Genomic DNA, 20,296 nt, shown 5'->3' on the forward strand with positions numbered 1-20,296 from the left:
GGCACGACGGTAACACTATGCTTGTGTCCATGCAACAAGCGTCCGCACCCGGCAGAAGGATCTGAAGTGGTCGGCAAACGCGTCACCATCGCCGATGTCGCCGCGGAGGCGGGCCTCTCCAAGACGGCCGTGAGCATGATCCTGAACGATCGCCCCGGCACCGGATTGTCGGTAGAGACCGCCAAACGCGTGCGCGCGATCGCCCACCGCCTCAACTATCGGCCCGACCCTTCCGCTCGTGCCCTCCGGGTCGGGACCGCGCCCACCATCGGGTTCGTGTCGGATGATGTCACACTCACGCGCTATGCCACCGCGATGATTCGCGGCATCCTCGACGTCGCAGAGGAGAACGATCACACCGTCCTCATCGCAGAGACCGGACATCATCCCGAGCGGCTGTCCGGCGCTCTCGACGCGATGCTGGACCGACGGGTCTCGGGTCTCGTCTTCGGTTCGATGGCTGCCCGCGAAGTCGATCTTCCGGCGCTGCCGCCCGGTCTTCCTGTCGTCATGGTCAATGCCACTACATCGGTGGATTACCCGGTTGTTCTGCCTGATGAACGCACTGCAGGGGCTGCGATCGCGCAACTTCTGATCGACGGCGGGCACCGACGGATCGCGCTCATCGGCAGACGGTACGACGAAGACTTGCCGCCTGAGGTGTCAGTGACGATCTCCGACCGGTTCGCCGGCCTCGATGGGGTGATGGCCGCCAACGGACTCGCGTGGGCGTGGGAGGAGGCCTTCGAGTGGTGGGCTCCCGAAGACGGCTACCAAGCGACCAAACGGGCCCTTGCGTCCGGTGTCCCGTTCACGGCACTGGTCTGCCTGACGGACAACGTCTCTTTCGGCGCGTATCAGGCCCTGCAGGAGGCGGGCGTTCGGATCCCGCAGGACGTGTCCATCGCGTCCTTCGACGATGATGAGATCGCCACCTACCTCCGCCCGAAGCTGACGACCGCGCGACTGCCCTACGAAGAAATGGGTCGCCGGGCGATGTCGCTCGCTCTCTCCGGAACGAGCGAAGGCGGACGCCACCTGGTCACCATGCCGATCATCCGGCGCGGGTCGGTGCAGTCTCCAGGAGGGGTTTCCTAACTCGCCGAGAGGACCATTCCGCTGTTCTCGGCGAGCCGGATGAGACCGGTGGCCTCGGCCCGGGCGGACTCGATCTCGGTCGAGGTGAGCCCTACCAGCCGGAGGCAGGAGCCCGCGACGGACGCGTCATCCTGTGCATCGGTCTCGCCGTCGCGGCGCAGCTGGATGACCACCTCGGCGAGCTGGATGAGGAGCATCCCCAGACGGGACTCGTCGATGGACGCCAGCAGGTCGGGGCGCGCGGCCGCCGCCCCGAGGCGGCCGTACGCCGCCCGGAGCTGTGCGCGTTCCTGGCGGAAGGCGTCGAAGCGCTCGTCCCGGACCTCGGGGTGGAGGTAGAGCACACCGATATTGTGCGGTGTCCGCCGGAGCGTCCGAGCGTCGACGCTGGCCAGCGCGTAGAGCGCTCCCGCCGCACTCGCGTCGTGGGGCACCCGCGATTCGATCGAACGGACGAAGTCGTTGCTCGGCCGCACCGAATTGCTGAGCAGTTCGACCAGGATCTCGTCCTTGCCCGCGAAGTGGTAGTACAGCGACTGCTGCCGGATGCCCACCCGGTCGGCGATCGCGCGGGTCGAGGTGCCCGAGAACCCGAACTCGACGAAGAGGGCTGCTGCGGCGTCGAGGATCTGGTCGCGCCCCGACGTGGAGGGGGCGGTGCCGTCGGCGGCAACGCGCGGGCGTCCGGGCCGGCTCGGGCCGGCGGGCGACGAACTCATGCCATCGATTGTGGCACCAACCCGACGGGGTGGTCCGACGGGCGGCCCAGCCATCCGCGCCAACCGCCGTATCCGGTGATGTCGACGGCGCCTTCCGTCGCGATCGGCTCGCAGAGAAAGCCGGCAACATCGCGGCCGTCGGCCAAGGTGACCCGGCCGATGGTCATCGGCGCGGGCAGTCCGGCGACGAAGCGGGCGAAACCGGCGGCCGGCAGCGTCCAGAGTTCACCGGCGATCGATTGACCTCCCGTCGAGACACGGACCATTCCTGGCTTGGCGGGAGAAGTGGAGAGCGCGAACAGCCGGTAGTCCGGCGTGGTGGTCACAGCCCCTGCGAAGGAGCCGCCCGCCGAGACCAGCTGCCCGTTGAGCGGCTGACCCGCGAGGTGTGCGCCGACCACCAGGACGTCGACCGCTGGGGAGAGGAGCAGTTCGGCGATGCGGGCCAGCGCAACATCGTGGAAGGCGTCCGCTGTGAGCATCACGCCGAACGGGAGCCCAGCCACGGTTCCCGACGGGATCGCCAGCGCGGACATGTCGAGGAGGTTCGCGAAGTTGGTGAACCGGCCCATTCGGCTGTTGGCGCCGATCGGATCCGCGGCCAGGTCGGCGAGCGACGGGTGCCAGGTGGTCGTCGGGGTGAGCAGGGCGTCGAAGCCCTCCAGGCGGGCGCGACCGAGCATGGCCAGCCTGTCCAGCTTCTCCATGTCGGTGAAGAGTTCGGCGGCCGTCGGGACCGACCCGCCGAGGATGATCCTCGCGACGCTCGGGTCCAGACCCCGACCGATCAGGTCACGGTGCGCCTCGATGTGCGCGCCGACCGCCGCGTACCGCTCGGCGACGAAGGCACCCTCGTAGAGCAGAGCTGCCGCTTCGAGCAGAGGGTCGATATCGATCTCGACGATCTCGACTCCGGCCTGCGCGAGACGGTCCGCGGCGGCACCGAAGGCTTCAGCCCAGCCGTCGGCGAGGCCGGCGAGGTGACGCTCTACGGGAACGGCGACGCGAGGTCGAGCCGCGGGGGTGTCGACCCTGCCTGCGGCGATCTCGGAGGCGGAGCGGGCCAACGGGTCGAGTCCGTCATCACCCGAGAGCAGCTCGGTGGCGCGCCGGGCGAGCGCGAGATCGCGAGCGAAGACGGTGACGCAGTCCAAGCTGCGGCAGGCAGGAACCACTCCGGTGGCGGGGATGAGACCCCGGGTCGGCTTCACTCCGACGATCCCGTTCAGGGCGGCCGGCACGCGGCCGGAACCTGCGGTGTCCGTGCCGAGGGCGAGATCCACGATGCCGAGCGCCACCGCGACCGCGGATCCGGAGCTGGAGCCGCCGGAGATCCGCTCGGGGTCCCAGGCGTTGCGGACGGCGCCGTACGGGCTGCGGACGCCGACCAGCCCGGTCGCGAACTGGTCGAGGTTCGTCTTGCCGATCACGATCGCGCCGTGTGCCCGCAGCCGAGCCACAGCGGTCGCGTCCCGTTCGGGCAGGTAGGCGTAGCTCGGCGAGCCGGCGGTCGTCGGAAAGCCGACCGCGTCGATGTTGTCCTTCACCGCCGCCACCAGGCCCGCGAGAGGGAGAGCCTCTCCCCCGGCCACCCGGGCGTCGATGTCGCGGGCCTCGGCCTCGGCCGACTCCTGGTCGCGGAGGCTGATCCAGACTTCGGGACGATCCGCCTCGAGGAGGCGGCCGTATGCGGCGCGGACGCGCGCGAGTGCGCTCATGTGTGGGCTCCGATCGAGAGAAGGATCTGGCCGGGCGACACCTGGTCGCCCGCGGTGGCATACACGCCGGAGATGACGCCGTCGATCGGGGCGACGACCGGAGACTCCATCTTCATCGCCTCCAGGGCCATCAGCTTGTCGCCCGCGCTGACGACGGTCCCCGGCTCCACGGAGATCTGCCAGACGGTGGAGGTGAACGGCGCCGACACCGGGACGGAACCGTCGGGGACGACGATCTCGTCGACCGGCGTGGCGACCGCGGAGTCGTGCTGACGGTCGAACTCGCCCGAGGCGCGCCACCGGTCCTTCTCCGCTTCGAATGCCGCAGTCTGGCGGGTGCGGAAGGCTGCGATGGATTCCGCGTTCTCGGCGAGGAAGGCTTCGTGCTCGGCGATCGAGAACGTGCCGTCGATTGTCTCGAACCGGCCGCGGCCGGCGTCCGTCTCCGCGCGGAGGTCGAGCAGTTCCTCCGCCGAGACCGGGTACCACTCGATGCGATCGAAGAACCGGAGAGCCCAGGGACTCTCGGCGAAGAGGCCTCCGCGGCGGAAGCGGTTCCAGACCTGCACGGTCCGGCCGACGAACTGATAGCCGCCCGGTCCCTCCATCCCGTAGATGCAGAGGTAGGCGCCCCCGATGCCCACGGAGTTCTCGGCGGTCCACGTGCGGGCCGGGTTGTACTTGGTGGTCACCAGCCGGTGCCGTGGGTCGAGCGGTGTCGCGACCGGCGCCCCGAGGTAGACGTCGCCCAAGCCGAGGACGAGGTAGCTGGCGTCGAAGACGGTGCGGTAGACGTCCTCCACATCGTCGAGGCCGTTCACCCGGCGGATGAACTCGATGTTCGACGGTGTCCACGGTGCGTCGCTGCGCACACCGTTCATGTACCGCTCGATCGCGAGATGGGTGGCGGGGTCGTCCCACGAAAGAGGAAGCCGCACGGTTCGGGACGGTACGACGAGCTCAGTTGTCGGCGGGATCGCCTCCTCCAGCTCCCGGAGCAGCCCGGCGAGCGCCGTGGCTTTCAGTTGAGACGAGTCGGTGTGGATCTGAAGCGAGCGGATGCCGGGCGTGAGCTCGATGATCCCCCGCGGTGCGTTCTCCTGGAGCGTCGTCATGAGTGCGTGCACGCGCATCCGCAGCCCGAGATCGAGCGTCATGTCGCCGTACTCGACCAGGAGGTTGTCGTCCCCGTCGCGCCGGTAGGTGACGCTGGGCCGCTGCCCGGTCGCCTCCATCCGCCCGATGACGCCGTCGTCTCCGTCGCCGCCCGAGCTGAGGAGCAGCGGCGATGCCCGCCGACGGTCGAGGTCCGCGGCATCCGCTTCGCGGACCGGAACGAAGCGCACCGTGTCGCCCGGGCGAAGCTGGCCGAGCTTCCACAGCTCGCCGCTCGCCACGACGGCCGGGCAGACGAACCCGCCGAGCGAGGGCCCGTCGGGCCCCAGGATGATCGGTGTGTCGCCCGTGAAGTCGATCGCTCCGACGGCGTAGGGGGTGTCGTGGATATTGGAGGGGTGCAACCCCGCCTCGCCGCCATCGCTCCGCGCCCACTCCGGCTGCGGCCCGATGAGACGCACCCCGGTGCGGGCCGAGTTGTAGTGCACCTCGTAGTCGCTGGCGTAGAACTCGTCCAGGTCGCGACGGGTGAAGAATTCGGGAGCGCCGTGCGGCCCCTCCGTCACGCCGACGTGCCAGCTGGACGTGAGGGCGGGCCGCCGCTCGGGCGGGGTCGGCCCCCCGATCGTGCTCAGGCGGGAACCGGCGGCGAGGGCGGGATGCGGCGCGTCCGCGTCGGGCGATCCGGGGCGGAGCACGTCGCCGGGCACGAGGGCTCGGCCGGCGTGACCGCCGAAACCGCCGAGCGTGAACGTCGCGGCGCTGCCGAGATAGAGCGGCACATCGATGCCGCCGCGCACGGCGAGGTAGGTGCGGAGTCCCGGGCCGGGCATGATCCCGAGCTCCAGCGTGGAGCCGGCCGGGATGGCGATCGGCTCCCACAGCTCGACGGGCTCGCCGTCCAGGAACGCGGGGAGGGGAGCGCCGGCGAGTGCGACGAGAGCCGGGGCGGTGAAGCGCAGGGTCGGCCCGGTCGCGGTGATCTCCAGACCCGGTGCACCGGGCGGGTTCCCCACGACGAGGTTCGCTTCGGCGAGGGAGACGGAATCCATCGGACCGCTCGGGGGCACGCCGATCTGCCAGTAGCCGACCCGACCCGGGATGTCCTGCACCGTCGTCATGGCGCCGGCTTCCACGACCTCGATGCGCGGGTCGGGATCCGCCGTGACGTCGAGCGTGGAGGTCGAGTGGGTGGCCGAACGCAGCGCAGTGTCGTCGGTCAGTGAGCGCAGCAGCCCGAGATTGGTGACGATTCCGTCGACGCGGCTCGCTTCCAGACCCTCGCGCAGCAGGTCGAGCGCGTCCTCACGGGTCTCACCGCTGGCGATGACCTTCGCGAGCATGGGGTCGTAGTAAGGCGAGACTTCGAGGCCGGTCTCGATCCAGCCGTCGACCCGCACGCCATCCAGTGCGGGCGACCCTTGACCGGGGAACACCGCCTGGGTGACGAGCCCGGAGCTCGGGAGGCCGTGATTCGACGGGTCTTCGGCGTACACACGAGCCTCGACCGCCGAACTCGAGGGCAAAAAGGTCGCGGTGAAGAGGCCGGGGTCGAGGCTGTCGGCGCCGTCCCGGGCCAGGCGCAGCATCAGCTCGACCAGGTCGACCCCATAGGCCGCCTCGGTGACCGGATGCTCCACCTGCAGACGCGTGTTGACCTCGAGGAACGACGCCTCCTCGCGGATCGGGTCGTAGACGAACTCCATGGTGCCCGCCGACCGGTAGTCCACCGAGGCCGCCAGCGCGCGGGCCGACTCGTGCAACTGCTGACGGACGCGGTCGGGGAGTGCCGGAGCAGGAGCCTCCTCGATGACCTTCTGGTTGCGGCGCTGCAGGGAGCAGTCGCGGTCGCCGATCACCGCGACCCTGCCGTCGCCCGCGCCGAACAGCTGCACCTCGACGTGACGCGCGGGCCGCACCAGCCGCTCCAGGAAGACGCCGGCGGAGCCGAAGTTCTTCTCGCCCAGCCGCGCGACGCGTTCGAACGCGTCGCGCACTTCGTCCGCCGTGGCGCAGGCCTGCATTCCGATACCGCCTCCGCCGCCGGTGGCCTTCAGCATGACGGGCAGCCCGATGCGCTCCGCTTCCGCGACCGCCTCGTCGGCGTCGGCGAGCAGCCCGGTGCCCGCCAGCATCGGCACGCCGGCCAGCGATGCGAGCTCGCGCGCCGTGTGCTTCTCGCCGAACGCCGCGATCTGCCGCGGGGTCGGCCCGATGAAGGCGATGCCCTCCTCCTCGACACGATGGGCGAAGTCCAGGTTCTCCGAGAGGAACCCGTAGCCGGGGTGGATGGCGCCGACGCCCAGGCGCCGGCAGGCGTCGAGGATTCCGTCGACGTCGAGGTACGACTCGCGCGCCGGCGCAGGTCCCAGGCGGACAGCCTCGTCGGCCTCGCGCACGTGCGGGGCCGCGCGGTCTGCGTCGGAGTAGACCGCGACCGATCGCAGCCCCAGGCCGCGGGCGGTCCGGATGATGCGCCGGGCGATCTCTCCGCGGTTCGCGATCAGGAGAGTATCGAAGGCATTCATTCGTCGTCCGTTCCGTCGGTCGTCTCGGTGACGATCATCCGCAGCGGGGTGCAGTTGAAGTCGTTGCAGGGATTGTTCATCTGCGGACAGTTGGAGACGATGACGAGGACGTCCCGCTCCGCGCGCACCGCGACGCGTTTGCCGGGCGCGGAGAGGCCATCGACGATGCCGAGTGCTCCGTCCGCCTCCACGGGCACGTTCATGAACCAGTTGAGGTTCGAGACGAGGTCGCGGACACCCAGCCCGTACCTGGCGGCCTCGGCAAGGAAGTTCTCACGGCAGCCGTGCTGGAACTCGGTGTGCTGTCCGTAGCGCAGGGTGTTCGACTCCTTGGAGCAGGCGCCGCCGATGGTGTCCTGACGGTCGATCTCATTCGCGACCACGGTCATGAGCGGTCGGCCGAGGTTCGACCTCAGCACCGACCCCTGGCGGATGTAGGCGTTGCCCTGCCAGGCGAGCGTGTCCGGGACGGAGTAGCGCTCGGCGGTGTCGGTCGCGTCGTAGATCAGGCAGTCCGCTGACTGGTTGCCGCCGACATCCACGATGGTCAGCACCTGGCCGGCCCGCACGATGCCCGACCAGGGCGCCAGCGGGGCGACAGTGTCATCCAGGACGATCCTCCCGGGGACGGCCGGGCCGGACGGGTCGAGCACTGTGCCCTCGGCGAAGGCCGGCCCGACGGGGACGGTCGTCTCGAGCGTCCGGGTGCCCGAGCGCTGGGTGGTCGTGGTGAGCGTCATAGTCCGCGCGCCTCCGCGTAGTCGATCGAGTTCAGGTAGGCCCGGTGCAGCTCAGGGGACGATGTGAACCGGGGATCGGCCGGCCCGGTCGGCTCTCCGCGCCACGCGTGGATGCGGAGCGGTCCGACCACGTAGTCGTCCGAGGGGTCGAGAGGGTGCGGAGCGTTCGCGACCAGGATCAGGAGCGGGAGCTCCGCGATCAGCTCGACGAACGTTCCGCCGCCGGCGGACCCGACGAACGAGAGCGTGCCGTCCTCCTCCACACGCACGCCTTGGAAGAAGGAGACGCTCGGCGGCAGGTCGCGTGGTGTCAGACCGTGCTTCGCCGCGGCCAGCGTGAACAGCGAACGCCCGGAGGGTGCCGGCCCCTGGGGTGCGGACGTGCCGTACTTGTGCGTGCTGAACGCGTCCGTCGTACTCCCGCAGAACGCATCGTGCCGCCCGGAGGTGTCGCCCGAGATCGTCGTAAGGACCCGCCCGTCACCCGAGAGCAGCGGATGGCCCGCACCGAGGTAGGCCTGCCAGGGGATCTTGACGGTGTCCGCGACATTGAGCCGCTCGCCGGGTTCGAGCGCGTTGTAGACGATGACGTGAGCGCAGGCGAGCCCGGTCGGGTCGTCGAAGCGGATCCTCGTGCCGCGCGCGAGCACCTTGTGTGCGTACCCGCCCGGGGCCACGGTCTCCGCCCACGTGAGGAGGTCCGGGTCGACGCCGTCCGGGATGCGCGGCGAACTCGAGGCCGGCCGGAAGGGCCGGTAGTCGGACGTCCGAGCAGCTTGGGCTCTGGCATCCTCTCGCGATGCGCGGACGCTGTCGGTCCGGTGCACTTCTGCGGTCGAGGGCATGGTGGGGTGCTCTCCTTCTGGTGCGGGACGGATCAGGCCAGCGAGCCGGAGACGCTGGTTGTGGACGCCGGGCCGTCACCGAGGATGGGCACTTCGGCTGTGACCGGCAGGTGGCTGAGCTGGATCGCGCCGTCACGGCCGCGGTTGCGCAGGTGGACCACCAGACCGATCACGACGGTGACGCCGATGAAGAGCACGGCGCTCCACTGCAGCCACCAGGTCTTGCCGGTCAGGTCGTAGATCTCCGGGCGGGGCCAGGCGAGGTTGACGATCATCCCGACCTGGTAGGCGACGGCGACGATGTTCAGCGGCACACCCCAGCGACCGAGCGAGAAGGTTCGTTTGCCGGTCTCGTCCACCCCAGAGGGCATCCCGCGGCCTCCCCTGCGAAGACGCAGGATGAGCAACGGCGCCGTCACGCCGAGATAGGCGATGTAGAGCATCGCGATGCAGAGGCTGGAGAGTGCGGTGAAGATCGCACTCTGGCCGAAGTTCACGGCCAGTGCCAGGGCGGCGCCGACGCCCACCACGATGCTGGTGGCGATCGGGGTACCGGTGCGCGGCGACACCCGCGCGAGGGTGCGCCAGAACGGCAGGGACCGCTCACGCGCCATCGAGTACAGCATCCGCGAGCCCGACGTCTGCACAGCGAGAGTGCAGGCGAAGACGGCGACGACGACCGCGATGAGGACGAGGCGGCCGAAGACCGGTCCGAGTCGCTCGGTGAGCACCCAGGCGACTCCGCCGGTGGCGAGCTTGCCGTCCGTCAGGCTGGGTGCTGAGACCAGCGTCGCCACGATCAGCAGGGCTCCGCCGAGTCCCGAGACCACCACGGCGCGCACGATCGTCTTAGGGATCGTTCTGCGCGGAGCGTGCGTCTCCTCCGCCAGCTCGCCCGCCGAGTCGAACCCGACGAGCACATACGCCGCCATCAGTGACGACGCGAGCCACGCCCAGATGTACGGGCTGTCGCTGGGCGCGGCCCCCTGGGTCGTGAAGACGACGGACGGGCTGCGCTCCGGGAGGAAGAACAGCGCCAACACGACGACGATGACGCCGACGATCTCGACGAGTACACCGACGCTCGTGGTGATCGCCATCAGACGGACGCTGATGATGTTCACCAGAGTCGTGATGGCGAGCAGGATGAGTCCGAGCACGACGGCGTTCTGAGCGCCGGTGGCAGAGGTCAGCGAGGGGTCGGCACCTGGGCCGCCGACCATCTGGAACCCGTCCCAGATCGAGGGAAGCACCGCCTGCACCGCGATCGCTGCGACAGCGACGGTGAGGATCTGGGCGATGATCATCACCCAGCCGGTGAACCAGCCGAAGGTGGTGCCCGCCATCCGGCTGGACCACTGGAAGATCGCGCCCGAGATCGGCCAGCTCGCGGCGAGCTGGGCGAAATTCAGAGCGACCAGCAGCTGGCCCGCGAACACCAGGGGCCACGTCCAGAAGAACGCGGCGCCACCGAAGCCGAAGCCCAGCCCGAAGAGCTGGAAGACGGTCGTGAGGATGGAGACGAACGAGAAGCCGGCCGCGAAGGACGCGAAGGAGCCGATGCCGCGACGCAGTTCCTGCGCGTAGCCCGACGGGGGAAGCGGTTGTGGATCGAGAGTACTCAAGGGAACACCTTTCGCAGGTGGAGCATCCGATACCTGTCGAGCGACAGGTGCATTGATGTAATGCTCGACCCCCGCGGTTGCCCCGGGATTTCCCTCGTATTAACTTCACGTTTCGCGCCAGCAAGGGCGCCGCCGCATCACACAGTGCGGGGCGCGAGCGTGGATCGCCCGCACCCCGCACCGTGCCCTAGTTGATGCGCCGTACCGTCCAGGCCTGCTCCGGGCCGCCGGTCGCGGTCCACGAGACGGTCGGGGCACCATCGGCGGTGGATGCGCCCGCGGTGGCCAGGTAACGACCCGTGCCGACGTTCTTGACCAGATACGTCGACGCGCTCGGCACCAGAGTCCAGAGCTGCTTCGCCGAGCCGGTCACAGGTTGCTGGTCGACGACCACACTGCTGCCACCCGTGTACTCGTCGGTCAGGGCGAGGCCGGAGTTCGCGTTCACGATCTCGTAGCCGCCCGTCACCGCGGTGAAGGTCCAGAGGTGCCAGTCCTGGTTGGTGTACCAGAACTGGTCCGCCTGCGTGCCCGCGGCCGTCGACCCGCCCGGGATCTCGAGGTACTTGCCCAATCCGTTCTGCAGTGTGAACTTCCCGGTGGTGAGTGTGGGAAGCGCCGTCTGCGTCAGCGTCCAGTGCTGGTTGGCCCCGCCGTTGTCCGTCCACTGGTCCATGGCCGTACCGTTGGCGGTCGAGAAGGATGGATCCTCCAGCGGCAGGTTGCTCTTGCGGTTGGTGATCGTGAACGTTCCGTCCGTGCCCTGCACGACGGCCCACTCCTGAGCCGCCGAGCCCGCTACCCGGGCCTGCTGCTGCATGAGGGCGCCGTTGCTCGCGGACGCGCCGGCAACCGCGAGCACCTTTCCGCTATTGGCGTTCGTCAGCGTGAAGTACGAGTTCGCCTGGCGGTCGAAGCGCCAGTTCTGTTCCGCTCCCCCGGTGGCGGACCACTGGATGGCCTGCGCACCATCTGCGGTCGACGCGCCACCGATGGCCAGGTCGAGGTGCGAGCTCGCGTTGGACAGCGTGTAGGTCGCCCCGACCGACACCGCGGGGGCGATGTTGTCGAGGGCGTACTGGACGGAGTTGAGGGTGCTGCTGTCGTGAGACCCACCGCTCATCGTCATCACCGACCCGCCGTCCGGGGTCACCATCAGCGACCGGCTGTAGCCGTACGGCGCGTTCGACGCCTCGGACTGCCAGGAGCCGGCTGCTCCGCCCGCCGTGTTGATGAGCAGCGGCGTCTGCCCGCCGGCGCTGACGACGATGGTTCCGTTCGTTCCGCCGGTCGGCGTCCACGCCACGTACGGTTGGCAGCAGGGGTGGGAGCCATCGGTCGGCGACAGCTGCTGCCCTGCGACTGAGTTGAAGTTGAGCGGGTCCGTACCGATCTTGTAATAGACCGGGCAGGGGCCGCCCGTGGTCTGGCACAGCTCGTACGTCATGATCCACTTGCCGTTGTTCATGGCGGCGACCGTCGTCATGCCCGGGCGGGCCGCCTGGGACGGGTAGACCACGTCATTGACCGGCGCCGACCAGGTGATACCGTCCGTCGACGTCTCGTGATCCAGAAGCTGGGAGTGGGTGGAGTTCTGCCGCTGATCGGAGAAGTAGACCACGATCTGGCCCTGGTAGTACATGACGAACGGTTCCCACACGGGGGTGTTCGGATCATCGGTCAGTCCGGCTCCGCCCTTGGCGACCGAGCTCAGGAACGACCAGGTCGCCCCTCGGTCCGTGCTGTCGAACAGCAGGATCTCCGTGGAGGCCTTGTTGGCGGGGACGGACAGCCCCGCGGCGAGGATCGTCCCAGCAGGCAGACTGCCGACCGCCGCAGGGAGTTCGTAGAGGAACGGCTCCCACCGCATCCCGTAGCCGTTCACCGTGTCCGTGACCCGCGACAGCGACGACCACGACGAGCCACCGTTGGTGCTCTGGTAGATCGGGAAGTACGGGGTGCTCGTGGTGTAGTTCTCCCAGGTCGCCAGAATGGTCCCGTTGGCGTCACCGTTGTGGTGGAGCGTTATTTCGCGCGGATACAGGGTGCCTGGCGCCTCGTAGCCCGAACCGCTCGGTGCGAACACCGTGGCGGGAGCGCTGGTCTGCGCGGACGCCGACGCTCCTATGCTTCCCAGCGCGATGACCGCCGCCGTCGTCGCGACGGCGATCACCGCTCTCAGTGATTTACCCGTGATGAACATCGTTGTTCCCTTCTCGTGTCTTGTTGTGGGGTGGAGCTAGGCGGGTACGGCTTGCCGGTCACCGTCCTCAGCGATCCGGCGGGCGAGTGGCGCTGTCGTCGAGACGAGCGCGACGCCGGGGAACGGGAGGACGGAGCTTCGCTCGTCCGCGGCGGAGCCGACGATGGTGTGCGGCAGGCCGTACGCACCGACGTCCACCGGGTGGGACGACCGGTTGATCAGGAACGCCGTCTCGGTGACGCCGTCGGTACGCACCGCCAGCTCGACCTCCCCGCGGAGTTCATGCGGCAACTCGCTCTCGATGCCGGCGTCCGCCGTGAGGCGCTCGATCAGGCCGGCCCTGCTGCGTGCGTCCAGGTCCGCGGAGACGTACGTCGCGGTGCCTGCCGAGGCGGCACGCCGGGTGATGGCAGGGTGTCCCCTCAGTTCGCCTTCGCTGTAGCGGGCGAGAACCTCCACCGCCGCGTCGGTGACGTCGACCCGCTCGGTCCACACCGTCGCGTGGGCGCCGTCATCCAGGAGCGTGCGCTGACCCTCGAGCAACGGCCGGATCTCCTGCACACGGATCCCGAGCAGCTCGCGGAGCAGCCCCGGGTAGCCACCGAGCCAGACGTGGTCGTTCTCGTCGACGATGCCGGAGTTGAACGTGACCAGCAGTTGGCCGCCGTCGGTGGCGAACTCGATCAGACGCTGTCCGAGGGCGTGGGGCATGACGTGCAGGGCGGGCGTGATGACGACCTGGTAGTCGGTGAGCGGGCTCGCGGCGGGGAGCAGGTCGACGCGATGCCCGGCGTCCAGCACCGCGCGGTGCCAGGCGAGCACCTCGTCCCGGTATCGGAAGCGGTTCGTGTGGTGGGAGTCCTGCTCGCTCGCCCACCAGGATTCCCAGTCGAAGAGGATGGCCACCGCGGCCGGCTTTCGGCGGCTTCCGGCGACGCTGTCCAGCGCGGACAGGGTGTCGCCGAGCCGTGCGACGTCGCGGAAGATCTCGGTGTCCTCTCCCGCGTGCGGGAGCATCGCGGAGTGGAACTTCTCGGCGCCGGCGCGGGACTGCCTCCACTGGAAGTAGCAGACCGCGTCGGCGCCGTGGGCGACGTGAGTGAGGGCGTCGGCGGCCAGAGCGCCGTGCGCTTTCGCGAGGTTGACCGGCTGCCAGTTCACGGCGCCGGTGGAGTGCTCCATCAGGAACCACGGGCTCCCTCCGGCCAGCCCGCTCGTCAGGTTGGCGGAGAACGAGAGCTCATCGCGCGCTGTGGGCTTCACCGTGACGTAGTGGTCGTTCGAGATGAAGTCGACGTCGGCCGCCCAGTCGGCGTAGTTCATGGCCGTGATGTCCTCCATGACCATGAAGTTCGTGGTCACGGGGATGTCGGGGCTCCACTCGCGCAGGACCGCGCGCTCTGCGCGGAGGTGCGCCTTCAAGGCGTCCGATGAGAATCGTTTGAAGTCGAGCTGCTGGCAGGGATTCGGATGGGCCGCCGCCAGCCGGGGGGTGAGGATCTCGTCGAACCGCGAGTAGCGCTGCGACCAGAAGGCGGTGCCCCAGGCCTGATTGAGGGTCTGGATGTCGCCGTAGCGTTCGGCCAGCCAGCTCCGGAACGCCGCGGTGGCGTCTGCCGAGTGATCCCAGGCGTTGTGGCAGCCGATCTCATTGTTGACGTGCCAGGCCACGACGGCGGGATGCGAGGCGTAGCGCTGGGCGAGCCTGGTCACCAGCGCGAGTGCGTACTCCCGGAAGATCGGGGAGGTCGGGCGCCAATGCTGGCGGCCTCCGGGTGCGAGAACTTCGCCCCGCTCGTTGACGGGAAGGATCTCCGGGTGCCGGGTGGTCAGCCACGGCGGCGGTGACGCCGTCGCCGTCGCCAGGTCCACCGAGATGCCGTTCTCGTGGAGGAGGTCGAGTACCTCGTCGAGCCACTCGAACGTCCACTCGTCAGCGGAGGGCTGGAGCTGAGACCACGAGAAGATCGCGACGGAGACGATGTTGACCTTCGCCTTTCGCATCAGGCGGACATCCTCGAGCCAGACGTCGCGTTCCCACTGGTCGGGGTTGAAGTCCGCGCCGAAGAGGAGCCGGGGCCGGCCCGTCGGCGAGGTGATCCAGCGTGACGCGTGTCGGCTCTCGGCCATGAATGTTCCTTCTGTCGATGAAGCGGAAAAGCGATGCGGGTAACTGCGCGTTACCCGCTGTGGGCGCCGGGTCCCGAACCGGCGCCCACAGGGGAGCTACTTGTTGACCGTGAATCCCTGGCTGTTGCCGTAGGCGGAGAGGTTGTCCTGCCAGGCCTTCAGCCCGGCGTTGAGGTCGCTCTTGGCTGCGTAGGACTTACCGACCGTGTCCGCGAAGACGCTGTTGGCGTAGACCTGGAACGGCAGGTACTCCCAGCCCTTTGCGACGTTCTTGGACGCGTCGACGAGGACCTTGTTGATCTGCTGGCCGCCGAAGTACGAGGGAGCCTCGTTGAGGAAGCTGTCCGCGTTGAGCTGCGCCGTGGTGGACGGGAAGCCGCCGCTCTTCAGGAACACGTCGATGCTGGAGTCCGAGCTGTTCAGCCAGCGGAGGAATGCGGCCGCGAGAGCGGGGTTCTTCGACTGCTTGGTGACGGACTGGGCGCTTCCGCCGTTCTCCGAGGTGATCGGCGAGCCGTCGTAGCTGGGCAGCGGAGCGACGCGCCAGTTGCCCGCGCCGTCCTTGACGGAGCTCTCCATGATGCCGGGCATCCACGCTCCGGTGACGATCGTTGAAAGCGTGCCGTTGTTGAGCGCCTTGAACCAGTCATCGCTCCAGGTGGGGATCGGCGACACCAGTCCGGGCTCGACCAGCTTGTTCCAGGTGTCGGCCCACTTCTTGGTGCCTTCGTCCTGCAGGTTGATGGTGACGTTGGAACCGTTGGTCTTGTACGGGTGTCCGCCGGCCTGCCAGATCAGCGGCTGCGCGTAGCCGGGGTCGCCCGCGTCGTTCGTGATGAACTTCGACGGGTCGGCCTGGTGGAGCTTGGCCGCGTCGGCGATGTACTCGTCCCAGGTCTTCGGGACCGTCAGACCGTACTGGTCGAAGACCGCCTTGTTGTAGAGCAGGACCATGGGCCCGGAGTCCTGCGGGAGGCCGTAGAGGCCCTTGTCGATGTTGACGGCGCTCCAGGTGGAAGCGGTGTACTTGCCCTGCAGGTCCCCGAGCCCGTAGGAGTTGAGGTCGCGAAGTCCGTCGGAGAGGGCGAACTGCTGGAGGGCGTAGTACTCGATCTGCGCCACGTCGGGCGCGCCGCTGCCCGCCTTGATGGCGTTCTGGAGCTTGGTGTACTCGGCGGTCGCGGTTCCGGCGTTGACCACCTTCACCTTCACCTTCGGGTACTCCTTCATGAACGCGTCGGCCTGGGCCTGGCCGGACGGAGTCCAGGTCCAGTACGTCAGGTCGCCGCCCTTCTTGAGGGCGGAGTCCAGGTCGGATGCCGACCCGCCCGTGCCGGTGGAACCCGAGCTGCAGGCGGACAGTGCGACGGCCGACAGCGCGGCGACCGCGAGTGCTGCGACGGCACGACCGCGGCGTGTGCCTTTCTTGATGGTGAACATGTGTTTCCTTTCACTTCGTTGTGGAGGGGCAGGTCCCTCGCTGTTCGAGAAGGGATCAGTGCGGCATCGCGCAGTGTTCTCGGGTCACTGCTTGACGCTTCCAGCGCTCAGGCCGGACTGCCAGAAGCGCTGCAAGAAGAGGAAGACCAGGACGATCGGGATGATGGTGATCAGCGATCCGGTGATGACCAGGTTGTAGATCGGCTGGGCGCCGACCCCGCTGGCCTGAGCGCTCCACTGGTTGAGGCCCACGGTGAGCGGGTACCAGGTGGGATCGCTGAGCATGATCAGGGGCAGGAAGTAGTTGTTCCACGTTGCGACGATGGAGAACAGCGCGACGGTGACCACCCCGGGGGTGAGGAGCTTGAGGGAGATCGTGAAGAACGTGCGCAGCTCGCTCGCGCCGTCGAGGCGCGCCGCCTCCAGAAGCTCTGTCGGCACCGAGTCGATCGTGTAGACCCAGATCAGGTAGAGCCCGAACGGGGTGATCAGCGACGGGATGATGATCGACCAGGGCGTGTTCGTCAGTCCCATCTGGCTGAAGAGCAGGAAGGTCGGCACCGCGAGCGCCGTGCCGGGGACGGCGACCGCGCCGAGCACGACGGCGAAGTAGGCCTTCTTGCCGGGGAACTTGTATTTGGCCAGGCCGTATCCGGCCAGGGTCGCCAACAGCGTCGCTCCCCCGGCACCCGCGGCGACGTAGAGCAGCGTGTTGCCCAGCCAGCGCAGGAAGATGCCGTCCTTGTACGTGAACGTCTCGACGATGTTGTCCCAGAGCGCGAACTTGCTGCCGAAGCTGAGACCGAACGTGCTGAACAGGTCTGCCTGCGTCTTGCCGGCGTTGATCACCAGCCAGATCAGCGGGACCAGGGCGTACACCAGGAAGAGCAGCATGATGATCGTCAGCACGATCGACTTCCGGGGGCGCGCGAACGAGTACGCCTTCCGGGCCTTCGGCGAGATGGTGCGAAGCGTGGTGGTCATCGGTCTTCCTTCCGGGTGCCGCGCAGCTGCACGACGTAGGCGATCACCGCGGTGATGACGCCCATCACGATGGCGATGGTGGCTGCGTAGTTGAATTGCTGCCCGGCGAACGAGAGGTTGTAGGCGTACAGGTTCGGGGTGAAGTACGACGAGATGGCGTTGTTGGCCAGCGGCTTCAGCACATTCGGCTCGTTGAACAGCTGGAAGCTGCCGATGATGGAGAAGATCGTCGCGATCGCGATGGCGCCGCGCGCGGCCGGCAGTTTGATCGCCCGGATCACCTGGAGTCGTCCGGCGCCGTCGATCTCGGCTGCTTCGTAGAGCTCGGCCGGGATGGTCTTCAGCGCCGAGTAGAAGATGAGCATGTTGTAGCCCACGAACTCCCACGTGACGATGTTGCCGATCGAGGCGAGGATCCACTGCCCGCTGAGCGGTTGCAGCACGTCGCTCCCCAGGAAGTGGTTGATGTTCGCCGTCAGGCCGAAGTTGTTGCCGTACATGAAGCCCCACAGCAGGACGGCGACAACGGCCGGGACCGCGTACGGAAGGAAGATGACCATCCGGAACAGGCCGCTCGCATACAGCCGCGCACCGTCGATCGCGAGTGCCGCCACCAGGGCCAGGATCAGCATGATCGGCACCTGGACCACGAGGAACAGCAGGACGCGGCCGAACCCGTCCCAGAACTGCGGGTCGCTCAGCGCGTGAACGTAGTTTTCGAGGCCGACGAAGGCGTTCCCGCCGATGAGCTTGTTCTGGAACAGGCTCAGGTACAGGGCGTACCCCAGCGGGGCGATGAACACCAGGACGAAGACGGCCGCGAACGGTGCAGTGAACTGCCAGCCGGTCCACTCCCGCTTCGCCTTCCTGGGTGTCGTCAGGGCAGTGGCTGCGACACCACTGCGTCGTTGTTCCTGAATGGCCGTCATGCGCGTGCCTCCTCAAACTCCTCGCGAAGGACACGGACGTCCCACGCGTTCAACTCCAGTTCGGTCCCACCGGTGATCTCCGCACCGCTGACGGCGTCGACGACCGGCGACGAGACGACGAGTGATCGCCGCTCCCAGCCCCAGTTGAAGACGAACCAGATGCGGGCTCCCTGCACCGTCCCGGACGACACGGTCAGCGCGCCGCCCGACTGCCGGAACGGCGACCGCAGCGGCGTGGTCACCGCAGCGGTGACGACGCTCGCCGCGAGGGCGGCGTCGGGCACGGTTCCGACGACGGTGATGCGCCCTTCCCCGTGAACGGCGCTCGTGACGGCCGCGAAGTCGCCGAACCGTGGATGCGCGTACCGGGCGACCGGCTCGGCGCCGGTCGGGATGAGCCCGTCGACCCACAGCGTGCCGTGGGCTCCGGCGGGGATCCCCGACTCGGGATGAGACTCGATGTCGACCGGGGCTTCGAGGTTGGAGAACTCCTCGTACCTCACCCCGGCGGCCTCCGCGAGCCCGGCCGGCGCGACCTCGACGCGGGCGCGAGCCTCGTCGTCGGCGTACGCCGTCCGCGGGCCGAGGATGAGGTGGCCGCCGGCGGCCGCGTAGTCGCGGAGCAGTGCCACGTCCTCGTCGGTGCTGATGTACATCCCGGCGGCGATGAGCACGGGGAACCGGCGGACGAGCTCGCGGACTCCGGCCTCCCGCGCCTGCTCGACGTGCAGGATGCGGACCTGTCGTCCCGCGTCGAGCGCTCCGCGGTAGAACGCATCCACCAGGTGCTCGTACGAGTCGTCAGCCTCGCCCAGACCGAAGGGCGGCATGAACTGCAACGCGTACCGACTCGGGTTCGACCACAGGACGGCGACCTCCGCGTCGGGCACGAAACCGTCGAGCGACGACCCCAGCTGCTTGAGCTGTGCTCCGATCTCGCTGACTTCGGCGTAGACGCGGCCCGGCACGAGGCTGTGCGGGAGCACGCCGCCCCAGTAGGTCTCGGCGCCGAACGGCAGGGTGTGCCAGTGCCAGTACTCGATCATCGCCGCGCCGCGGGAGATGAAGGCGAGGGCCGCCTGCCGCAACTGGCCGGGGTACGGCGGAAAGTTGCAGGTCGGCCCGTCGATGGACTGCGCGTTGGTCTCGGTGATCAGGTAGCGCGCCTGCTTCGAGGAGTACAGCCGATCGGCCTGGCGAAACAGCCCGGCGACGCCGGTCGTGGTCCAGTAGTTGAGCCTGTCCAGTTCTTTGGAGGCATCGAGCCGGCCCTGCATCCCGTAGTAGGGGTTGCCCGAGGCGACGTCGAGCCCGCGGAACACCGTGCGGTCGTCGACTCCGCGACGTGGATACTGCAGGCACGTGGTCACGAACTGGTCGTCGCGGGCGTACTCGCGGACGATTCCGGCCTGCCAGGAGATGAAGTCGGTGGTGACCTCGGCCTGGTAGCGGCGCCAGGCGAGGTCGTACTGCGGGAACGAGTTCCCATCGGGGCGCCAGAGCTCGCTCCAGTCGTCGATGCGGTGCGACCAGTAGGTCAAGCCCCATTCGCGGTTCAGCGTCTGCACGTCGCCGTACTTCTCCCGGAGCGACCGCACGAAGCCGGTGAACACACCGTGGTTGTGGAGGAGCTCGAGTCCGGGTTCGTTGTCGACCTGGTAGCCGATCACGGCCGGGTGGACCGCGTACCGGCCGACGATCCGCCGGATGACGCGTTCGGCGTGGAACCGGAACGCCGGGTGCGAGTAGTCGATCTCCTGCCGTGCACCCCAGGCGATGCGTTCTCCTGTCGCGCGCTCTCCGGCGATCTCCGGGTACGCGGTCTGCAGCCACGGCGGCACGGCATACGTCGGCGTCCCGAGGATCACGCGGATGCCGCGGGCGTGGGCCTCGTCGAGGACGGTCGCCATCCACTCGAGTTCGAAGTGACCGTCACGGGGCTCCCACGTCGACCACACCGACTCGCCGACACGGATCACCGTGATCCCCGCACCGACCATGAGGTCCAGATCCTGCGTCAGCCGATCGGACTGGTGGTATTCGGGGTAGTAGGCCACCCCGAACAGGATCTCCGGGGGGAGGGCGGGCGTCGTTGCGGGCATTGGTGCGGGTACTCCGTCGTGTGTGGATTCCGAACTGTTTCCGATAACAGTTTCTGGATGCGGTACATTGTTACCGATAAAAGTAGGCAATTGCAAGTGCCATGATGGTCACGCACGAG

13 protein-coding genes are annotated in these 20,296 nt (G+C 68.3%); 1 reads left to right on the forward strand and 12 read right to left on the reverse strand.

What is annotated here, in order from left to right; all coding sequences use genetic code 11:
- Positions 1 to 66 precede the first annotated feature (66 nt).
- Entirely contained in the window at positions 67 to 1,098 is a 1,032-nt protein-coding gene (locus tag AB4079_RS01575; RefSeq protein WP_441785521.1) for a LacI family DNA-binding transcriptional regulator, read from the forward strand.
- Here the strand turns inward: AB4079_RS01575 and AB4079_RS01580 are convergent.
- From AB4079_RS01580 to AB4079_RS01635, 12 genes are all read right to left on the reverse strand, one after another.
- Positions 1,095 to 1,817, reverse strand: coding sequence for a TetR/AcrR family transcriptional regulator (locus tag AB4079_RS01580; RefSeq protein ID WP_441785522.1), 723 nt, complete (start codon positions 1,815 to 1,817; stop codon positions 1,095 to 1,097). The genes AB4079_RS01575 and AB4079_RS01580 overlap by 4 nt on opposite strands.
- Positions 1,814 to 3,535, reverse strand: a complete 1,722-nt coding sequence (gene atzF, locus AB4079_RS01585; protein ID WP_441785523.1) for an allophanate hydrolase — start codon at positions 3,533 to 3,535, stop codon at positions 1,814 to 1,816. The genes AB4079_RS01580 and atzF overlap by 4 nt, the downstream gene beginning before the upstream one ends.
- Positions 3,532 to 7,179, reverse strand: coding sequence for an urea carboxylase (uca, locus tag AB4079_RS01590; RefSeq protein ID WP_441785524.1), 3,648 nt, complete (start codon positions 7,177 to 7,179; stop codon positions 3,532 to 3,534). The genes atzF and uca overlap by 4 nt, the downstream gene beginning before the upstream one ends.
- Entirely contained in the window at positions 7,176 to 7,919 is a 744-nt protein-coding gene (locus AB4079_RS01595; protein ID WP_441785525.1) for an urea amidolyase associated protein UAAP2, read from the reverse strand. Before AB4079_RS01595 ends, uca begins: the two co-directional genes overlap by 4 nt.
- Positions 7,916 to 8,764 (reverse strand): urea amidolyase associated protein UAAP1, encoded by an 849-nt coding sequence (locus AB4079_RS01600; RefSeq protein WP_441785526.1) that lies wholly within the window; start codon positions 8,762 to 8,764, stop codon positions 7,916 to 7,918. Before AB4079_RS01600 ends, AB4079_RS01595 begins: the two co-directional genes overlap by 4 nt.
- Positions 8,765 to 8,796: 32 nt before the next feature.
- Positions 8,797 to 10,389 (reverse strand): APC family permease, encoded by a 1,593-nt coding sequence (locus tag AB4079_RS01605; protein ID WP_441785527.1) that lies wholly within the window; start codon positions 10,387 to 10,389, stop codon positions 8,797 to 8,799.
- Positions 10,390 to 10,576: 187 nt separating this feature from the next.
- A complete protein-coding gene (locus tag AB4079_RS01610; protein WP_441785528.1) occupies positions 10,577 to 12,592 on the reverse strand; it encodes an RICIN domain-containing protein in 2,016 nt (671 codons plus the stop codon).
- A gap of 36 nt (positions 12,593 to 12,628) precedes the next feature.
- On the reverse strand, positions 12,629 to 14,722 hold the full coding sequence (locus AB4079_RS01615) for a beta-galactosidase (RefSeq protein ID WP_441785529.1): 2,094 nt from the start codon (positions 14,720 to 14,722) through the stop codon (positions 12,629 to 12,631).
- 96 nt (positions 14,723 to 14,818) lie between these two features.
- Positions 14,819 to 16,162, reverse strand: coding sequence for an ABC transporter substrate-binding protein (locus AB4079_RS01620; RefSeq protein ID WP_441785530.1), 1,344 nt, complete (start codon positions 16,160 to 16,162; stop codon positions 14,819 to 14,821).
- Positions 16,163 to 16,246: 84 nt separating this feature from the next.
- Positions 16,247 to 17,146, reverse strand: coding sequence for a carbohydrate ABC transporter permease (locus AB4079_RS01625; protein WP_441785531.1), 900 nt, complete (start codon positions 17,144 to 17,146; stop codon positions 16,247 to 16,249).
- Positions 17,143 to 18,075 (reverse strand): carbohydrate ABC transporter permease, encoded by a 933-nt coding sequence (locus tag AB4079_RS01630; protein WP_441785532.1) that lies wholly within the window; start codon positions 18,073 to 18,075, stop codon positions 17,143 to 17,145. The genes AB4079_RS01625 and AB4079_RS01630 overlap by 4 nt, the downstream gene beginning before the upstream one ends.
- Entirely contained in the window at positions 18,072 to 20,177 is a 2,106-nt protein-coding gene (locus tag AB4079_RS01635) for a beta-galactosidase (protein ID WP_441785533.1), read from the reverse strand. Before AB4079_RS01635 ends, AB4079_RS01630 begins: the two co-directional genes overlap by 4 nt.
- Positions 20,178 to 20,296 lie beyond the last annotated feature (119 nt).

The organism is Leifsonia sp. 2MCAF36 (assembly GCF_052115525.1).
GTDB lineage: Bacteria > Actinomycetota > Actinomycetes > Actinomycetales > Microbacteriaceae > Leifsonia.